Below are 17,177 nucleotides of genomic sequence, written 5' to 3'. Positions count from 1 at the left end.
TGCAGGCATGAAGGTCCAGCGGCAGCGGGTGGCGGCGTACGGCGTGTGTGTCCAGGACGAACGAATCCTGCTGGCGCGGTGGCTCGGCCCGGACGAGAAGTTGTGGATCCTGCCCGGCGGCGGCATCGACCACGGCGAGCACCCGCACGACGCGGTGATCCGCGAGCTGGAGGAGGAGACGGGGTTCGACGTCGAGGTCGAACGGCTGCTGGGCATCGACTCCGAGCACCGCGAGGAGCCGGATCGCGATTACCACGCGTTGCGGATCTTCTACAAGGTCCGGATCGTTGGTGGCGAATTGCGAAATGAGACGGACGGGAGCACGGACCTCGCAGCATGGTTCGACCTGGCCGAAGTGCCACATTTGAAGCGCGTGAAATCCCTCGACGTGGCACTCGGGCTCTTTCGCACTAGCCCACCCGCAGGCATCCTGCGGTAGCTTTGGGTACCGCCGCCAACTACCTGATCCTCTGTGGGGAGTTGGCGTGAACCGTCCCTGCGTCGCGCTCAGCGCGGCTGTTCTCCTGTCCTTCCTCGTCCAGACACCCGCGACGGCCGCTGTCGTGCACGTGTCCAGCGCGTCGGCGCTGCAGTCGGCGATCGACTCCGCGAGGCCCGGCCAACGGGTCGAGGTCGCGGACGGCGTCCGGCTGACGGACCAGACCATCACGATCAACAAGCCCGGTGTCACCCTCGCCGCGCAACGAACCGGCGGCGTGGTGCTCACCGGCTCGTCGGCCATCAAGCTCGGCAAGGTGCGGCACGTCGTCGTGGAGGGCTTCGTCTTCGACAACAACGACGGCATGTCCGTGCCGCCCGAGGCGAAGGCCACCCGCATCACCCGCAACACCTACACGGGCAACAAGTCCGGCGCGTCGCTCTCGGTGAGCGCCGACGACGTCCAGATCGACCACAACCTGTTCCAGAACCGCACGAACGAAGGCGTGTACCTGCAGATCACCGGGCCCGGCAGCGACATCGCCAAGCGCTCGTGGATCCACCACAACTTCTTCTACAACCACCAGTTCAAGGGCTCGAACGGCGGCGAGTCGATCCGGCTCGGCTACAGCCACAAGCAGTCGAAGTCCGCGAACGCGATCGTCGAGCTGAACCTGTTCGAGAAGGCGGACGGCGACTCCGAGGCGATCTCGATCAAGTCGTCGGACAACATCGTCCGCTACAACACGATCCGCGACAGCCGCGGCTTCATCGTGCTGCGGCACGGCAACCGCAGCGTCGTCGAGGGCAACGCCCTGTTCCAGACCGGCATCCGCTTCCACGGCAACGACCACAAGGTCATCAACAACTACGTGGAGAACACCCGCGACCGCGCCATCGTGTTCGGTTCGGGCAGTGAGGCCGACAGCGGGCCGACGTCCAAGGAGCACGACCGCCCAGACCGCGTCACGGTCGCGTTCAACACCGTCCTCGGCACCGGTGCGGTGATCGACAGCGACGGCGGCAAGTACCTGCCCAAGGACTGCATCGTGTCCAACAACATCATCAAGGGCACGGGCACCCTGACCGACATCCGCCAGGGTTCGACGGTCAAGTACGAGGGCAACATCGTGTTCGGTGGCTCCGCGGGCAGCATTCCGGCGTCGGGCTACAAGTCCGTCGACCCGAAGCTGGTCCGTGACGCCAACGGCCTGTACCACCTCGGCGCGGGCAGCCCCGCGATCGACGCGGCGCAGGGCCTGTACCCGTACGTCACGAAGGACTTCGACCCGCACGACCGCTCGGGCAAGCTCGACGTGGGCGCCGACGAGTACGGCGGCTCGGTGTCGCGCAAGGCCCTGACCAAGGCCGACGTCGGCCCGAGCGCGCCATGATCGCGGTCGCGTTGCTGCTGGCGGGCATGGTGATCGCCGTGCCCGCCGGTGCGCCGGTCACCAGCCTCGCCGCATTGCAGACGGCGATCGACAACGCCTCGCCCGGTGACCGGATCGAACTGGCGGACGGCGTCTACACGTCCACGAAGGCGATCACGATCCGCAAGTCCGGCATCACGGTCGCCGCCGCACACGTCGGCAAGGCCGAGATCCGCGGGTCCGCGGGCTTCGTGTTCGGTTCGGGCGTGAGCGACGTCGTGATCGAGGGCTTCACGTTGCGGCACAAGGGCAGGCTCAGCGTCCCGGTGGATGCGAGGAAGATCCGGATCACCCGCAACAACCTCGAGATCGACGTGCCGGTCATCCCGGACGACGCGGGCGGCTGGATCGAGGTCAACGGAGACGACGTCGAAGTCGACCACAACACGTTCCAGAACCGGACGAACGAGGGCGTGTACCTGCACGTCGGCGGCCCGCCGCGCGGCATTGCGAAGCGGACGTGGGCGCACCACAACTACTTCTTCAACCACAGGTTCAACGGCGGCAACGGCGGTGAGTCGGTCCGGATCGGCAACAGCGACCGGCAGCAGAACTCCGCCAACACCCTGCTGGAGCACAACCTCTTCGAGAAGGCGAACGGCGACGCCGAGGCGATCTCGGTGAAGTCGTCGGACAACGTCGTGCGGTACAACACGATCCGGGACAGCAGGGGTTTCCTCGTGCTGCGGCACGGCCACCGCACCCTGGTGGACGGCAACGTGTTGTTCCAGACCGGCATCCGGTTCCACGGCAACGACCACAAGATCGTCAACAACTACGTCGAGAACACCAGGGACAGGGCGATGGTGTTCGGTTCCGGCAAGGAGGCGGACAGCGGGCCCACCTCGAAGCTGCACGACCGGCCGGACCGCGTGACGGTGGCGTTCAACACGCTGCTGGGCGCGGGGCCGGTGGTCGACAGCGACGGCGGTCCGTTCAAGCCGAAGGACTGCGTGCTGGCGAACAACGTCATCCAGGGCTCCGGTGGCCTGGTGAGCATGCACAGCGGCTCGATCGTGAAGTACGAGGGCAACATCATCTGGGGTGGCACCGGCGGTGCCATGCCGTCCAACGGTTACCGCTCGGCCGATCCCCGGTTGGCGCGGGACGCCAACGGACTGTTGCACCTGTCGGCCGGCAGTCCGGCGATCGACGCCGCGGTGGGCGCGTATCCGTACGTCACCACCGACTTCGACCCGCACTCCCGCACCGGCAAGTTGGACGTCGGCGCGGACGAGTTCGGCGGCTCGGTGTCGCGCAAGGCGTTGACGAAGGCGGACGTCGGCCCGTACGCGCCCTGACGGTTCAGGCGGGGCCGGTGCGCCGGTCCCGCCTTTTCTTCCGGCTGGGCCACAACAGCGTCAACGCGAGAACCGTCACGCCGAACGTCACAAGCGTGATGAGGATCGGATACAGCCATATCGGTTCTCCGTCGTCCGGGTAAACCTCGGCGTCTCCGACATCCACCACACGGATCCGGTCGCCCTTGTACGGCGGCTTGGGCAGATTGCTCGAGATGCGGACGCCTACGCGACGTATGGTGCCGTCGTCGCTCGTGAACGTGCCCGCGTCGGTGCGGCAGGTCGCCTTGCGACATGCCGGATCGTCCGCCACGACGTAGGTGCCGGTTCGCCCCTGGTCGAGCGCGAGCTTGAACGCCGTCGGCAGCAGCGGGATGGCGACGAAGTGCACCACGATCGACATGGCGAGCCCGGTGAACGCGAGCACCCAGCGGTAACTCTTGTCGTTGCCGGTCATCGGCGACTCCTCAGGTACTCAGGCCAACCGGTCTGAGACGTCCGGACCCGCCGGTTTGTTGCACGGATCAGAGGAGCCGGTCGGCCAGCGCGGCGACGGCCTCGGCGTCGCAGTCCTGGAGGAGCGCGCGGATGTTCTTCGCCGCGCGCTCGTCCTCCCGCCGGAAGCCGATCTTCGCGACCAGAGCGCCCCACGCCACGTCGTCGTCCACCACCTCGGCCAGCTCACGCCAGTGGCCGCGCAGCAGGTGCTGGTAGGCGGGCCACCGCGTGACGACCTCCGCCACCGACACGAGGTGGCACGCCTGCTCGGCGTCCGACGACGCGAGCACGCGCAGGTAGAACTGCCACACGTTGATCAGCCGCTTCTCCTCGCGCACCGAGTGCTCGGGCTGCGCGGCGAGCCTGCGGTGCAGTTCCTCCCGCACCTTCGAATCCCGCTCGATGGCGATTACGACTTCGTCCACGGACTTCGGCGGAGCAGCGACGGTCGTGGGCTCGCCCACCTGCGGCTCGCCCACCCGCGGCTCGCGTCGTCGGGGTCTGGCGATGCCGGTCGTGTGCGGCTGGTCGACCGGGCCGAGCTGACCGTCCAGCAGGCGGCCGATGCTGTCCTCGGTGGTCAGCGGCAGCCGGATCGGGAGCTGCACCAGCTTGCGCAGGAACGTCCAGCCGGGGCTCGGGTCGTCGGGGTGCGTGACCACCCGAGCGTCCGCCAGTTCGCGGTAGGCGTGATCCACATGGGACGCGACGACCGTCGGGTCGAGGCCGAGGACGAACCTGGCGCGCGGCATCGCACCCGACAGGAAGACGTTGATCGCCTCGAACACCTCCGCGGTCGTGCGGGGCGTGCAGCGGTCGAGGTCGTCGATCAGGACGATGAGCTGGTGTCCCCTGGCTTCGAGGTCCTTCAGCACCGCGCGGACATCGTGCTGCACGAGGTACAGGTAGCCGGAGCGGGCCTGGTAGTACGGATCGCGGACCACCGGATCCGGTGTGGAACCGGCGAACGCCACGGGTCCGGCGAAGAGCTCGCCCGGCAGGAACGCCGACGCGCGCGCGAACAGGTAGCGCGCCGCCGTGTGCAGCAGCCCGAAAGCCAGCGGCGCCACCGAAATCGCCAGGAGCACGGGCAACGGGACCGGCCACTTCGCGAGCTGGGACACCACGGAGAGCCCCAGCCCCAGCACGCCGACCTTGAGGAACGGCGACAGAATCCGCTTCCAGAGCTCGCGCTGCAGATGCCGGCGATCGACCCGGATCACGTTGTAGCCGAACCAATATCGCTCGCGCCTGAGGGCGGTGGGAACCAGCACGCGTTCCGCGGCCTGGGTGATCGCTCGGGCGAGCCCGGCCCACACCTGGTCGCTCGACTGGTACTGCCACGGGTTGAACGTGACGACGATCTCGCCGGCCGCCTCGATCCATTCCGGCTGTGCCGCGGGCAGCTCGGGCGGCGGCGTGTTGCTGCGCAACAGGGCATCGGCCGCCGCCACGGTCAGTTTCCGCAGCTTCGGCGGGATGAACACCGGACGGCCGAACTGCCCGGCCACGAGGTTCAGCACCGTGCTCTTCCCCGAACCCCACGGGCCTTCGACCGTGATCACCGCGGGCCCGGAGTCCTCGGTCGTGCCGGGCTTGCGCAGGGTGTCGCCGAGCGCCCTGGTGAACTCGCCGCGGCCCAGCAGGTCCACCTCGGCCGCCCGGTCGCTCAGGCCGCGGGTGACCACCTGGCCGAGGCGGGCGCGCGGCTCGAGGTAGGGATCCCAGTACCGGACCTTGCCATCGTCACCGCCGGAGGCGATCCAAGGCCAGCCGCCCGGTCCCGCGAACGCCACGACCGCACGCGTCGCGTCGCCGGGAACCGCCACCCGCAGCGCGGCCTGGGTGCGTGCGTCCCACAGGCGGATCGTGCCGCCTTCGCTCGCGGACACGAGCACCGTCCGCCCGTCGGGGAGGTAGCAGGAGGTGACCGCGGACAACGGGGTGGTGTGGCCCTGCCGTCCCGTCACGGGGACCGGCGGCTCGCCCGAGGTTTCGAGCTGCGCCCGGCCGAACACGTCACGCACGGAGACCGCCGGTCCGGGCAGGACCTGGATCTGCTGACCTTCCAGCGCTCGCATCAGGTCGTCGACATCGGCGATCGGCAGCATGGAGAACTCGCGTTCCAGCCGCGCGACCGGGACGTCGGAGTCGTCGCGCTCGTCGCTGCCGCCACCGCCCTTCGGCACGAACCGCTGGCTCATCGGCGCAACTCCTTGATCCGCAGCCCGTTCGCGGAATCCTCGATCAGCGTCGCCAAACGTTTGCGCCGCGTCTCCTCGCGCTTGGCGCTGATCACCCACCAGGTGGCAGTCTTCCGATACCCCGGAGGCTGCGCCAACCAGAACTCCCACGCACCCGCCGCCGCCTGAAACTCGGCGACGAACGACGAGGGCAGCGCGACGTCCTGCTGTTCGAAGGACGCTCGCCCCGACCTCTCAGGAGACCGCGCCTCGAACGCCGCCAGCCCGGCGGGCGTCATCAACCCCGAGGCACGCAGTTCAGCCACCCGCGCGATGTTCACGTTGGACCAGTGCGAACCGGCCTTCCGCGGCGTGAACCGGATCGTGTACGCGTCCGGCCCCAGCGACCGGCGCACACCGTCGATCCAGCCGAAGCACAGCGCCTGGTCCACCGACTCGGGCCACGTGATGGACGGCCGGCCGCTGTCCTTCTTGTAGAAACCGACGAGCAGTTCGGACGCCGACGAGTGATGAGCGCTCAGCCATAAGCGGAAGTCAGCGGGCGTCGGGAAGAACTTCGGCTCCATGCGGGGCATCATGCCCAAGATGGAGATACTGAGCAGCCGGATACTGATCAGGTCGGCCGATCCGGCGGAGACCACCGCCTTCTATCGGGACGAGCTGAAACTCGCGATCTACCGGGAGTTCCCCGGCGGCACGGTGTTCTTCCTCGGTCAGGGCTTCCTCGAGGTGTCGGGCAAGGCCAAGGAAGCCCCGACCGAGGCCACGCAGCTGTGGCTGCAGGTCCGCGACGTCGACCTGGCGGCCAAGGAGCTCGAGGAGCACCTGATCAGGCCACCCAAGACCGAGTCGTGGGGGCTGCGCGAGGCGTGGCTCATCGACCCGGACGGGCGGCACATCGTGCTCGTCCAGGTCCCCGACGACCACCCGCTACGGGCTGACTCGCGCAGTGAGCTGTAGCACGGCGGGCGCCGGGCCGGGGAACCGCTGCAGCGCCACGTTCACGTCGGAGAAGCCCGCCGCGAGCGCCTCCTGCACCAGCTCGTGGTCGGTGATCGGCAGCATCCAGCGCGTGATCGACACGACGAGCCTGCCGTTCGGCCGCAGCACGCGGGCGAGCTCCGCGAACGCGGCGCGGCGGTCCTCCCAGAAGCGCACGTTGTTGACCGAGATGACCACGTCGACGGACGCCGTGTCCTGGCCCGTCGCGGCCGCCGTGCCGTGGCGGAGCTGGACGCGGCCGTCGGCGATGAGGTCGGCGCAGCGGTGCCGCGCCTCGGTGAGCATCGTCTCGGACGGGTCGACGCCGATCGCGAGCGCGGCCCTGGTGCCCGCGGCGCGCAGGCCGACGCCCGGTCCGGGTCCGATGACGAGGACGGTCTCGTTGGCGGCGGGCTTGGCGAGGGACACGACCTGCTCCTCGACCGGGGCGTTCATCCGCGCCATCAGCTTGCCGCCCAGTTCGCCGAGCCGGCCCGACGGATGGGCGAACGTCTGGTCCAACACCTTCATCAGCGCATTCGTCATGACTCCAGGGCACCACCACTCACGGCCACTCGCATCGGGGAATGCCCTGAAATCGGGTTCTCTCCGCTCGGGGTAGTGCGCTGGACCCTTCATCGGGGTGAAGATGTCGACCATGGAACGCCGAGTTCGCACTTCGGAACTGCGCAGGAGCCGCACGGTCGCGGCGCCTCGCCTCGGTGAGCTGTTCAACGGGTATCTCGATCCGAAGCGTCCGCACGCAGGCGCGTACGACGAGATGTTCACCGCCGAGAACGGCGGCGTGCGATCGGCTTACAAGGCTTTGTACGAGTCCATCGCGCCCTCCCAGGTGGCCGATCTGACCGCACGGTCGGAGGCACTGGGGCGCGCGTTCGTGGACCAGGGCATCACGTTCTCGCTGTCCGGGCAGGAACGGCCGTTCCCGCTCGACCTCATCCCGCGGGTGCTCACCGCGTCGGAGTGGACGAAGCTGGAACGCGGCATCGTCCAACGGGTCCGCGCGCTGGAGATGTTCCTCGCGGACATCTACGGCGACGCGCAGATCATCCGCGACGGGGTGCTGCCGCGCCGGCTCATCACGTCATGCGAGCACTTCCACCGCGAGGCGGCCGGGATCAACCCGCCCAACGGCGTCCGCATCCACGTCGCGGGCGTGGACCTCGTGCGTGACGAGCAGGGCACGTTCCGCGTGCTGGAGGACAACCTGCGCTGCCCGTCCGGGGTGTCCTACGTGATGGAGAACCGCCGCACGATGGCGCGCGTCTTCCCGGACCTGTTCGCCCGGCACCGGGTGCGCGCGGTCGGTGACTACGCGGTGCACCTGCTGCGGGCGTTGCGCAACGCCGCGGCGCCGAACGCGGCCGACCCGAACGTCGTCGTGCTCACGCCGGGTCTCGCGAACTCGGCGTACTTCGAGCACTCGCTGCTCGCGCGGCAGATGGGCGTCGAGCTCGTCGAGGGACGCGACCTGTTCTGCCGCGACAACCTCGTCTATCTGCGCACCACCGAGGGCGAACGCCAGGTCGACGTGATCTACCGGCGCATCGACGACGACTTCCTGGACCCGGTGCACTTCCGGCCGGACTCGGTGCTCGGCATCGCCGGACTGCTCAACGCGGCCAGGGCGGGCAACGTTGTCATCGCCAACGCGGTGGGCAACGGCGTCGCGGACGACAAGCTCGTCTACACCTATCTGCCCGAGATCCTGCAGTACTACCTGGGCGAGAAACCGTTGCTGCCCAACGTGGACACGTTCCGCTGCTGGCTGCCCGAGGAGCGCGCGCACGTGCTGGACAAGCTCGACGAGCTGGTGCTCAAGCCGGTCGAGGGCTCCGGCGGTTACGGCATCGTGTTCGGGCCGGACGCGTCGGCGAAGGAGCTGACGGCGTTGCGCAAGCGGATCAAGAACAACCCGCGCGGCTGGATCGCGCAGCCGGTCGTGCAGCTGTCCACGGTGCCCACGAAGGTCGGCGACAAGCTGGTGCCCCGGCACGTCGACCTGCGGCCGTTCGCGGTCAACGACGGCAACTTCGTCTTCGTCCTGCCGGGTGGCCTCACGCGTGTGGCGCTGCCGGAGGGCAGCCTCGTCGTGAACTCCTCGCAGGGTGGCGGTTCCAAGGACACCTGGGTGCTCGCGCCCAAGTCGTCCACTGTGGAACGTGAGCTCGCCGAACCCGGCCTGGCCGCCTCCGCGGGCATGGACGCGTTCGCGGCCGAACAGGGCCCGGAGCTCACGACGTCCCAGCAACAACAGCAACAGCAGCAGTGAGGGGACGACATGCTGGCACGGAACGCGGAGTCCCTCTACTGGATCGGCCGCTACGTCGAACGCGCGGACGACACCGCGCGCATCCTCGACGTCTCGGTCCACCAGCTGCTCGAGGACGCGACGGTCGATCCTGACCGCACGTCGCGGCAGCTGCTCAACGTCCTGGGCATCACACCGCCAGAGGGCGCGCAGTTCGACGTGTGGTCGCTGACCGAGCTCGTCGCGTACTCCAAGGACAATCCCGCCTCAATCGTCGCGTCGGTCAACAGCGCGCGAGAGAACACGCGCGGTGCCCGTGAGGTCGTCTCGACCGAAATGTGGGAGTGCCTCAACGCGATGTGGAACGCCGTCGCGGAACGGCAGCGCTACGCCCGCACGATGGGCCCGCACGCGTTCTTCTCGTTCGTCGAGGAACGTGCGGCGATGTTCGCCGGTCTCGCGGACTCCACGATGTCGCGCGACGACGGCTGGCGCTTCCTCGTGCTCGGACGTTCTGTCGAACGCGTCGACATGATCGTGCGGTTGCTGCTCGCGCGCGTCGGTGACAAGGCGTCCTCTCCCGGCTGGGTGACGGTGCTGCGGTCCGCCGGCGCGCACGACACGTACCTGCGCACCTACCGGGGTGCGCTGGACGCGGGCCGCGTCGTGCAGTTCCTGTTGCTGGACCGGCTGTTCCCGCGTTCGGTCTTCCACGCGCTGCGGCAGGCCGAGTCGTGCCTGGAGCAGCTCGACCACCAGCCGTCGGTCCGCGTCGGCGCACGCGCGGAGGCGTTGCGCCTGCTCGGCCGGGCCCGCAGCGACCTGGAGTTCCTGCGCCCGCACGACCTGCTGGAGGACCTGCCACGCCGGCTGGGCGCGTTGCAGAAGACCGTGCGCGACGTGGGCGACGCGGTGTCCAAGCAGTACTTCCACTCGGCGCCGTGGGTCGCCTGGACGAACGCTGAGGTGGTCTGATGTCGTGGCGCGTCAGGGTCGTTCACACGACGGGCTATCGCTACGAGACGCCGGTCGTGCAGTCCTACAACGAGGCCCGGCTGACACCGCGCGGCGACCGGCGGCAGAACGTCGTGGTGTCGCGCGTCGAGACCAACCCGGCGACCCGTGCCTACCGGTACACCGACTACTGGGGCACCGAGGTCACGTCGTTCGACCTGCACGCCCCGCACAAGGAGCTCAAGGTCGTCGCGTCGTCCGTGGTGGAGACGGGTGCGGAGATCGAACCGGTGACGACCGGGTCGTGGCAGGACGTCAAGGCCGAGGCGCTGGTCGATCGCTACACCGAGTTCCTGGAACCGACGCTCTACACGCCGCGCAACCGCGAGCTGCAGTCCGTCGCGCGCGATCTGAAGAAGGGCAAGACACCCGCGGACGCTGTGCTGGACGCGTCGCAGTGGGTGTGGGAGCAGCTGAAGTACCAGCCGGGCAGCACCGGCGTGCACAGCTCGGCGGTCGACGCGTGGCGGGAACGCAAGGGCGTCTGCCAGGACTTCGCGCACCTCACGCTGGTGCTGTTGCGCGCCATGGGGATTCCGTCGCGGTACGTCTCGGGATACCTGCACACCAAGAAGGACGGCGCGCTGCGGGAGACCGTGCGCGGCGAGTCGCACGCGTGGATCGAGGCGTGGACGGGCGGGTGGTGGGGCTACGACCCGACCAACGCGATCCCGGTCGGGCCGCGGCACGTATGGGTCGCGCTGGGCCGTGACTACGCCGACGTGGCGCCGCTCAAGGGGATCTACTCGGGCGGCGCCGCGTCCGCGCTGGAGGTGACCGTGGAGATCACCCGCCTGGCCTGACTCAGGCGGGGTCGGTCACCGTGCCCGTCAGCTCGGCGTCGTAGCGGGCCAGCCGCAGCCGGACCTGTTCGGCCGCTTCAGTTTCGGCGTCCGCGACCGTCGGCACGGTGACCTCCGCGCTCAGCTCGCCCGGCGGGATGTACACGCCCGCCTGCAGCGTCGTCGCGGACAGCGGGCGGGACGGCAGCGGATCCTCCCCGTGGGCGCGTTGCCGGAACCACCGGGCGTCGACGTCGGTGCTCGACAGCTCGGGACCACCGGGCGCGAGCGGTGCGGCGATCCGGAAGACGGCGTCGTCGGCCGCGGCGGACAGCGTCACGCGCCACTTCAGCACGCCGCCCTCGGTGACCCGGTCGGTGATCGGGGTGACCGTGAGCGTGGGTTCCGGATCATCGTCGTGCACGGTGAGGCCGCCCGTGTGGCCGCCCACGACCGTGCCCTGAACGGCTTTGACCAGCACGCCGAGCCGGCGGTCGCGACCCCACCGGGTGTTGCCGGTGACCCGCATCGGGACTTCGATCGTGTGCTGTCCCGGTTGGACGGTCGCGATGTGCTCGGTGAACGCGCCCTTCTCGTCACTGACGAACAGGCGCACCGCGCCGGGGCCGTCGCCCGTGACGGAGACCGGAACCTCGACGGTCCGCGTACCGGAGTCGCCTTCCTCAACGGTCAACGTGCCCACGTCGACCCGCGGCAGCCGGGCGGGGTGCGGAGCCTGCAGTCCCTTGTCCCACCCGTACGCGTCGATGAGCCAGGCCTGTCCGCTCGCGGTGCGCGGGATGAGTTCGAGCGCGGCGACCGCGCCCAGATCGACCGTCCGTGACAACGGAACGCGAACCTCCTGTGCCCACCTGGCGGAGAGGCGTTCCGTGGCGGGCAGACCGTCGAGCGGCACCGTGCCGAGCTGCGCGCGCCGGCCGTTCGTGTCGATGATCGCCACGTCGAAGCGGTTGCCGGTGGTGTTCGGCGGAACGATCAACCGCAGCGCCAGATCGCGCGACCCGGCGAGCGACACCGGCCGGCCGGGACGGACGACCGCGGGCACCCCCTCCGCGGACCAGCTCAGTGCCGCGGCGCGCCGGCCCGATTCCGGTGCCATGCCGTGGAACCTGTTGAAGTGCGGTGATGTGCGCCAGCTGCCGCCGTCCGCACAGCCGGTGGTGGCGCTGGCGGGAACCTGGTCGCACATCCGCGCACTGCCGCTCGCCGTCGTCGTGTCGTCCGGGACGACGAACGCGGTCCGCGCCCCGCCAACGGCGTGGCTCAGCACGCGGGCCGGGCCGGCCGACGGCGCGCGCACGCCCGAGCCGTCGAGCAACGGCAACACGCGCTGGTCGCCGCGGAGGAACAGGCGTGCGGCCGCCGCGATGTAGGTCGCGCCCGCGGTCTGTTGCTGTGTCGCGGTCAGCCGGGTGGGCTTGCCCGGTGCGCACACCGCGTCGCCGGACTGGGGCGGGAAGTCGTCGAACGCCGGGGCCACCGCCTGGCCCGGCGTCCACTCGGTGTTGAAGAAGTTGTGGTTCGCGCCCACGAAGTACAGCGCGCTGTGCAGTGCGGTGCCCCGGCTGACACCACGGGTCGCGTCCAGGTACTGCTGGCCCTGCAGGTCGCTCACGTCGCCGTCGCAGCCGGGCAGGATGGTCGCGGACGGCACGTCCGGCGCCGGGTTGTGGCCGAAGATCGTCGGGGCGATCAGCAGCGTGCCGCGGATCTTCCAGCGGACTGCGCCGCCGCCCGGTGGTGGGCTGATGCTGTCGATGGCGGCGCGGTTGACGCCCTCGCCGCCGCGGGAGTGTCCGATGAGGAGGACCGACGACAGGTCGGCGGCCGGTGCCGTGCGCACGATGTCCGGCGCGGACCGGCGCCCGGCGCCCGCCCAGCCGGCCCACCTCGCCAGGTGTTCGCGGACCAGCGCCGACCGGGCCGCCGCTCCGGCCTCGGGATCGGCGGCGTCCTGTCCGTTGACGCCGTTGGCCGAGATGGACACGGTCACGTAGCCCTGGGACGCGAGCAGTTGCTGCGCCTGGAGGTAACCGCGGTGGCTCGGCACCGGCCGCTCGTTCCCGGTGCACGGCCACGCGATCGTGGGGTGGTCGCCGTCGTAACAGGTGTAGTGCCTGCCGTGCAGGAACAGCGCGAGCGGCCGTTCGCCGGGCGCGGCTTTCGGGGCGACGACCACCGCGCGCATCTCGATCGGCGCCGCGTATCCCGGCACCTGGATCGGGTCCAGCTCGTACTCGCCGGTGCGAGTGGGGAACGGGCCGGGCTTGCCGGGGTCCACCTCGCCGGCGGGCAGCGGTGCCGGGATGGGAGGCGGCGCGCTCGTCGGCCGCACCGGTTCCTCGGCGTCCAGCCGCCGGCCCGATGCCCGGACCTGGAGCTCACCGGCGCCGCTGATCTCGGCTCCGTCCAGGGTGAACGAACGCAGGTCCGCGGACGGCAGCGGGCGGCCGAGCAGCCGGTCGCCCTCCCAGAACTCGACCGCGGCGCCGCCGGGTGGCACCGGGCCGGGCGCGGTCCAGACGAGCTGTGACCCGGTATAGCTCCACCCCGTCGGCGGTTCGGGTGGTGGCGCCGCCCCGGCCGGTGTGGCGACACCGGCCAGGAGCAGCGCGGCAACGGACAAGGTGAGCAGACGCATGCGATGTTCCCCCATCGAACTGACGATCAAGCCAGTTCTAGCGGCGTCGCTCAGTGCGTCACAACCGACTGTCGGCGGGCGTCAGCGCCAGCCGTGTCGCTCCCGCAGCGCGTCGACGACCTGGCCGAACGCGGCCGGCGCGAGCACCGCGCCCTCGCGCCGGATGTCGTCATCGCTGTCGAGCGCGAACACCCGGTCCAGCCGCAGGTAGGACGGGCGGCCCTCGCGGTCCCACGCGCCGGCGCCCAGCTGCACGTAGTCGTGGCGCGGCTCCTTCGACGACAGCATCAGCGCGACCAGGTCACCGTTGGCGCGGCCGACGACCAGCAGCGGCCGGTCCTTGCCGCGAGCGGGGTCCTCCTCGAAGGGAACCCAGGCCCACACGACCTCGCCGGGATCGGCGTCGCCGTCCATCGCGGGTTCGTACTCGAGCTTGACGGCGTCCGCCGCGTCGTAGATCTCCCGGACCGCGCCCTTGGCCGGGCGGGGGTCCTCACCGTTCTGAAGCACGCGCGGATCCTAGTAGATCGAAGGTCAACACGTGATTGCGCTCACACGGGACTTTGGCAACGAGGGCGGGCATTAGCGTCGCCTGGCGTGGAAATAATGTTCCGGGTGCTCGGCCCGTTGGAATGCACAATGCGCGGCCGTGTGCAGAAACTCGGTGGCGCGAAAAAGCGGGCACTGCTCGGAATATTGCTGTTGAACGTGAACCAGGTGGTGCCGGCCAGCCGGATCACCGAGGCCGTGTGGCCGGAAGGGCCGCCGAGGACGTCGCGCAACATCATGCAGAACATGGTCTGGTCATTGCGCCGGATGCTCGGGCCGATGCTGCTGACCCAACGGCCTGGTTACTCGCTGCGCGCCGGGCCGGGAGTGGTCGACCTGTCCGTCTTTCGCGCGTACGCCGCCGAGGGCGTGGCGGCGCTGGCGGACGGACAGGCCGACTCGGCGGCCGAGCACCTCCGCGCGGCGCTCGGCCTCTGGCGCGGTCCGGCCCTGGTGGACCTGACCGAGCTGGGTTACCACTGGCCGGAGCTGGTCGCGCTGGAGACCGCCCGGCTGCGGGCCTACGAGGACTACATCGACGCCGAACTGGCCCGTGACGCCGCCAAGGACGTCATCGACGCGCTGGAGGAACTGGTCGCCGCGCACCCGTTGCGCGAACGCCTGTGCGGGCAGTTGATGATCACGCTGTACCGCCTCGGCTGCCCGGCCGACGCCCTCGCCGTCTACCGCAGGGCGCGCTCGGTGATCGTCGACGAGCTGGGCATCGAGCCGGGCACCGAGCTCCAGCGCTTGGAGCAGGCGATCCTGGCGCGCGACGAGCGGGTGCTCACTTCACCCAGAGGTAGCAGACCCACCATGGGTTCTCGTACACGCACTTCACCCAGCTCGGCGGATAACCGAGACCGATGAGGTTGTTGCGTGCTTTGTCGCAGCTGCTCTTCACGCTGTAGCTGCCACGTTTCTGCCAATACATCACGTGCACGTCGTTCGATTCGGCGACGGCCGGTGCGACACCGGCAGAAAGCGTCGCGGCCACCAGAATGAGGGCGGACAACGTCTTTCGCATGAGGACCCCTTCCCGATTTTCGGTCCCACTTGCGAAAGCTAGCCACCCGCGTTCGTCCGACCGCTAATCGAGACGTCTCCGCCCGCTGAGACGCCGGCCGGTGTCCCGGGGAGGCCGTTGCGTGCCGGGCGCAGGTGTGGACGTGCGACCATTGCAAGGTCACCCACCCGCTTGCCCGAGGAATCTGAGTGAGCACGTTCGCCGACCAGACGTTCACGTCGCCGGAGCTGATCCGGAACTTCTGCATCATCGCGCACATCGACCACGGCAAGTCGACCCTGGCCGATCGGATGCTGCAGCTCACCGGCGTGGTCGAGGAGCGGGCGATGCGCGCGCAGTACCTCGACCGCATGGATATCGAGCGGGAACGCGGCATCACGATCAAGGCCCAGAACGTCCGCCTGCCGTGGCAGGTCGACGGCCGGGACCACGTCCTGCACATGATCGACACGCCGGGCCACGTCGACTTCACCTACGAGGTGTCGCGGGCGCTGGAGGCGTGCGAGGGCGCGGTGCTGCTGGTGGACGCCGCGCAGGGCATCGAGGCGCAGACGCTGGCGAACCTGTACCTGGCGATGGAGAACGACCTCACCATCATCCCGGTGCTCAACAAGATCGACCTGCCGGCCGCGGACCCGGACAAGTACTCGAAGGAGATCGCGCACATCGTCGGCTGCGAGCCGTCGGACGTGCTGCGGGTCTCCGCCAAGACGGGCCTCGGTGTGGCCGAGCTGCTGAACGAGGTCGTCAAGCAGGTCCCGCCGCCCGTCGGCGAGGCGGACGCCCCGGCCCGCGCGATGATCTTCGACTCGGTCTACGACACCTACCGCGGCGTCGTCACCTACATCCGCGTGGTCGACGGCAAGATCACGCCCCGCGAGCGCATCAAGATGATGTCGACGGGTGCGACCCACGAGATCCTCGAGGTCGGCATCATCTCGCCGGAGCCCAAGCCGTCGGTCGGCCTCGGCGTCGGCGAGGTCGGCTACCTGATCACCGGCGTGAAGGACGTCCGTCAGTCGAAGGTCGGCGACACCGTCACGTCCGAGAAGAAGGGCGCTTCGGAACCGCTGGCGGGCTACCGCGAGCCGCGCCCGATGGTCTACTCGGGCCTGTACCCGGTCGACGGCTCCGACTACCCGGAGCTGCGCGAGGCGTTGGACAAGCTGCAGCTCAACGACGCCGCGCTGACCTACGAGCCGGAGACCTCGGCGGCCCTGGGCTTCGGCTTCCGCTGCGGCTTCCTCGGCCTGCTGCACCTGGAGATCACGCGGGACCGCCTGGAGCGCGAGTTCGGCCTGGACCTGATCTCCACCGCGCCGAACGTCGTGTACCGCGTCGTCATGGAGGACGGCGCCGAGCACATCGTGACCAACCCGTCCGACTGGCCGGAGGGCAAGCGCGCCGAGGTCTACGAGCCGGTGACGAAGTGCACCATCATCGCGCCGTCCGACTACATCGGCGCGATCATGGAGCTCTGCCAGTCCAAGCGCGGCCAGCTCGGCGGCATGGACTACCTGTCCGAGGACCGCGTGGAGCTGCGCTACACGATGCCCCTCGGCGAGATCATCTTCGACTTCTTCGACTCGCTGAAGTCCCGCACGCGCGGGTACGCGTCGCTGGACTACGAGGAGTCCGGCGAGGAGATGTCGGAGCTCGTCAAGGTCGACATCCTGCTGCAGGGCGAGACCGTGGACGCTTTCAGTGCGATCGTCCACAAGGACCACGCCTACGGGTACGGCACGCGCATGGCCACGAAGCTGCGTGAGCTGATCCCGCGGCAGCAGTTCGAGGTGCCCATCCAGGCCGCCATCGGTTCGCGCGTCATCGCGCGCGAGACCATCCGCGCCATCCGCAAGGACGTCCTCGCCAAGTGCTACGGCGGTGACATCACGCGTAAGCGGAAGCTGCTCGAGAAGCAGAAGGAAGGCAAGAAGCGGATGAAGATGGTGGGGCGGGTGGAGGTGCCGCAGGAGGCCTTCGTCGCCGCGCTGTCCACGGAAGACTCGTCGGGCA

At 69.4% G+C, this 17,177-nt stretch carries 15 protein-coding genes; 9 read left to right on the top strand and 6 right to left on the bottom strand.

The window, feature by feature from the left end:
- Positions 1-7: 7 nt before the first annotated feature.
- Genes QSK35_RS30905 through QSK35_RS30895 form a run of 3 tightly spaced genes read left to right on the top strand, consistent with a single transcriptional unit; the run spans position 8 to position 3,172 of the window.
- Positions 8-439 carry an NUDIX domain-containing protein gene (locus QSK35_RS30905; protein WP_285751098.1) on the top strand — a complete coding sequence of 144 codons (432 nt, stop codon included), beginning with the start codon at positions 8-10 and terminating at the stop codon, positions 437-439.
- Between the two features lie 46 nt (positions 440-485).
- Positions 486-1,832, top strand: coding sequence for a polysaccharide lyase 6 family protein (locus QSK35_RS30900; protein ID WP_285751097.1), 1,347 nt, complete (start codon positions 486-488; stop codon positions 1,830-1,832).
- The gene (locus QSK35_RS30895; RefSeq protein ID WP_285751096.1) at positions 1,829-3,172 is read left to right on the top strand and encodes a polysaccharide lyase 6 family protein; all 1,344 of its coding nucleotides are present in this window, start codon (positions 1,829-1,831) and stop codon (positions 3,170-3,172) included. The genes QSK35_RS30900 and QSK35_RS30895 overlap by 4 nt, the downstream gene beginning before the upstream one ends.
- A 4-nt stretch (positions 3,173-3,176) precedes the next feature.
- Here the strand turns inward: QSK35_RS30895 and QSK35_RS30890 are convergent, their stop codons facing one another.
- From QSK35_RS30890 to QSK35_RS30880, 3 genes are all read right to left on the bottom strand, one after another.
- Positions 3,177-3,629, bottom strand: a complete 453-nt coding sequence (locus QSK35_RS30890) for a hypothetical protein (protein ID WP_285751095.1) — start codon at positions 3,627-3,629, stop codon at positions 3,177-3,179.
- 67 nt (positions 3,630-3,696) lie between these two features.
- Complete coding sequence (locus QSK35_RS30885) at positions 3,697-5,874, bottom strand: P-loop NTPase fold protein (protein ID WP_285751094.1); 2,178 nt, start codon at positions 5,872-5,874, stop codon at positions 3,697-3,699.
- Complete coding sequence (locus tag QSK35_RS30880) at positions 5,871-6,440, bottom strand: YdeI/OmpD-associated family protein (protein ID WP_285751093.1); 570 nt, start codon at positions 6,438-6,440, stop codon at positions 5,871-5,873. The genes QSK35_RS30885 and QSK35_RS30880 overlap by 4 nt, the downstream gene beginning before the upstream one ends.
- A 19-nt stretch (positions 6,441-6,459) precedes the next feature.
- Between QSK35_RS30880 and QSK35_RS30875 the strand changes: the two genes are divergently transcribed.
- Positions 6,460-6,834: a VOC family protein gene (locus QSK35_RS30875; RefSeq protein ID WP_285751092.1), complete on the top strand. Its 375-nt coding sequence runs from the start codon at positions 6,460-6,462 to the stop codon at positions 6,832-6,834.
- On the opposite strand, the gene QSK35_RS30870 is transcribed toward QSK35_RS30875, so the two are convergent.
- A complete protein-coding gene (locus QSK35_RS30870; RefSeq protein ID WP_285751091.1) occupies positions 6,805-7,401 on the bottom strand; it encodes a class I SAM-dependent methyltransferase in 597 nt (198 codons plus the stop codon). The genes QSK35_RS30875 and QSK35_RS30870 overlap by 30 nt on opposite strands.
- 112 nt (positions 7,402-7,513) lie before the next feature.
- Here QSK35_RS30870 and QSK35_RS30865 point away from each other — a divergent pair, with 112 nt between their 5' ends.
- The 3 genes from QSK35_RS30865 to QSK35_RS30855 are packed head-to-tail and all read left to right on the top strand — an operon-like array spanning position 7,514 to position 10,944.
- Positions 7,514-9,148 carry a circularly permuted type 2 ATP-grasp protein gene (locus QSK35_RS30865; RefSeq protein ID WP_285751090.1) on the top strand — a complete coding sequence of 545 codons (1,635 nt, stop codon included), beginning with the start codon at positions 7,514-7,516 and terminating at the stop codon, positions 9,146-9,148.
- A gap of 9 nt (positions 9,149-9,157) precedes the next feature.
- The gene (locus QSK35_RS30860) at positions 9,158-10,102 is read left to right on the top strand and encodes an alpha-E domain-containing protein (protein WP_285751089.1); all 945 of its coding nucleotides are present in this window, start codon (positions 9,158-9,160) and stop codon (positions 10,100-10,102) included.
- Complete coding sequence (locus QSK35_RS30855) at positions 10,102-10,944, top strand: transglutaminase family protein (RefSeq protein ID WP_285751088.1); 843 nt, start codon at positions 10,102-10,104, stop codon at positions 10,942-10,944. Before QSK35_RS30860 ends, QSK35_RS30855 begins: the two co-directional genes overlap by 1 nt.
- Before the next feature lies 1 nt (position 10,945).
- Here QSK35_RS30855 and QSK35_RS30850 read toward each other — a convergent pair whose 3' ends face one another.
- Entirely contained in the window at positions 10,946-13,585 is a 2,640-nt protein-coding gene (locus QSK35_RS30850) for an alpha/beta hydrolase family protein (protein ID WP_285751087.1), read from the bottom strand.
- An 81-nt stretch (positions 13,586-13,666) separates the two neighbouring features.
- Entirely contained in the window at positions 13,667-14,095 is a 429-nt protein-coding gene (locus tag QSK35_RS30845; protein WP_285751086.1) for a type II toxin-antitoxin system PemK/MazF family toxin, read from the bottom strand.
- Between the two features lie 96 nt (positions 14,096-14,191).
- Here QSK35_RS30845 and QSK35_RS30840 point away from each other — a divergent pair, with 96 nt between their 5' ends.
- Both QSK35_RS30840 and lepA read left to right on the top strand, forming a co-directional pair.
- Positions 14,192-15,004, top strand: a complete 813-nt coding sequence (locus QSK35_RS30840; protein WP_285751135.1) for an AfsR/SARP family transcriptional regulator — start codon at positions 14,192-14,194, stop codon at positions 15,002-15,004.
- Positions 15,005-15,349: 345 nt separating this feature from the next.
- Positions 15,350-17,177 (top strand): translation elongation factor 4 (gene lepA / locus QSK35_RS30835; protein ID WP_285751085.1); only part of this gene is annotated, 1,828 nt, incomplete at its 3' end.

The organism is Lentzea sp. NBRC 105346 (assembly GCF_030269605.1).
Classification (GTDB): domain Bacteria; phylum Actinomycetota; class Actinomycetes; order Mycobacteriales; family Pseudonocardiaceae; genus Lentzea.
This window is presented reverse-complemented; position numbering and strand designations above follow the sequence as displayed.

Bases quoted from the DNA above. Each gene is read 5' to 3' on its own strand.
- QSK35_RS30905 (WP_285751098.1), top strand. From the start codon at position 8: ATGAAGGTCCAGCGGCAGCGGGTGGCGGCGTACGGCGTGTGTGTCCAG.
- QSK35_RS30895 (WP_285751096.1), top strand. From the start codon at position 1,829: ATGATCGCGGTCGCGTTGCTGCTGGCGGGCATGGTGATCGCCGTGCCC.
- QSK35_RS30890 (WP_285751095.1), bottom strand. From the start codon at position 3,629: ATGACCGGCAACGACAAGAGTTACCGCTGGGTGCTCGCGTTCACCGGG.
- QSK35_RS30885 (WP_285751094.1), bottom strand. From the start codon at position 5,874: ATGAGCCAGCGGTTCGTGCCGAAGGGCGGTGGCGGCAGCGACGAGCGC.
- QSK35_RS30880 (WP_285751093.1), bottom strand. From the start codon at position 6,440: ATGGAGCCGAAGTTCTTCCCGACGCCCGCTGACTTCCGCTTATGGCTG.
- QSK35_RS30875 (WP_285751092.1), top strand. From the start codon at position 6,460: ATGGAGATACTGAGCAGCCGGATACTGATCAGGTCGGCCGATCCGGCG.
- QSK35_RS30870 (WP_285751091.1), bottom strand. From the start codon at position 7,401: ATGACGAATGCGCTGATGAAGGTGTTGGACCAGACGTTCGCCCATCCG.
- QSK35_RS30865 (WP_285751090.1), top strand. From the start codon at position 7,514: ATGGAACGCCGAGTTCGCACTTCGGAACTGCGCAGGAGCCGCACGGTC.
- QSK35_RS30860 (WP_285751089.1), top strand. From the start codon at position 9,158: ATGCTGGCACGGAACGCGGAGTCCCTCTACTGGATCGGCCGCTACGTC.
- QSK35_RS30855 (WP_285751088.1), top strand. From the start codon at position 10,102: ATGTCGTGGCGCGTCAGGGTCGTTCACACGACGGGCTATCGCTACGAG.
- QSK35_RS30850 (WP_285751087.1), bottom strand. From the start codon at position 13,585: ATGCGTCTGCTCACCTTGTCCGTTGCCGCGCTGCTCCTGGCCGGTGTC.
- QSK35_RS30840 (WP_285751135.1), top strand. From the start codon at position 14,192: ATGTTCCGGGTGCTCGGCCCGTTGGAATGCACAATGCGCGGCCGTGTG.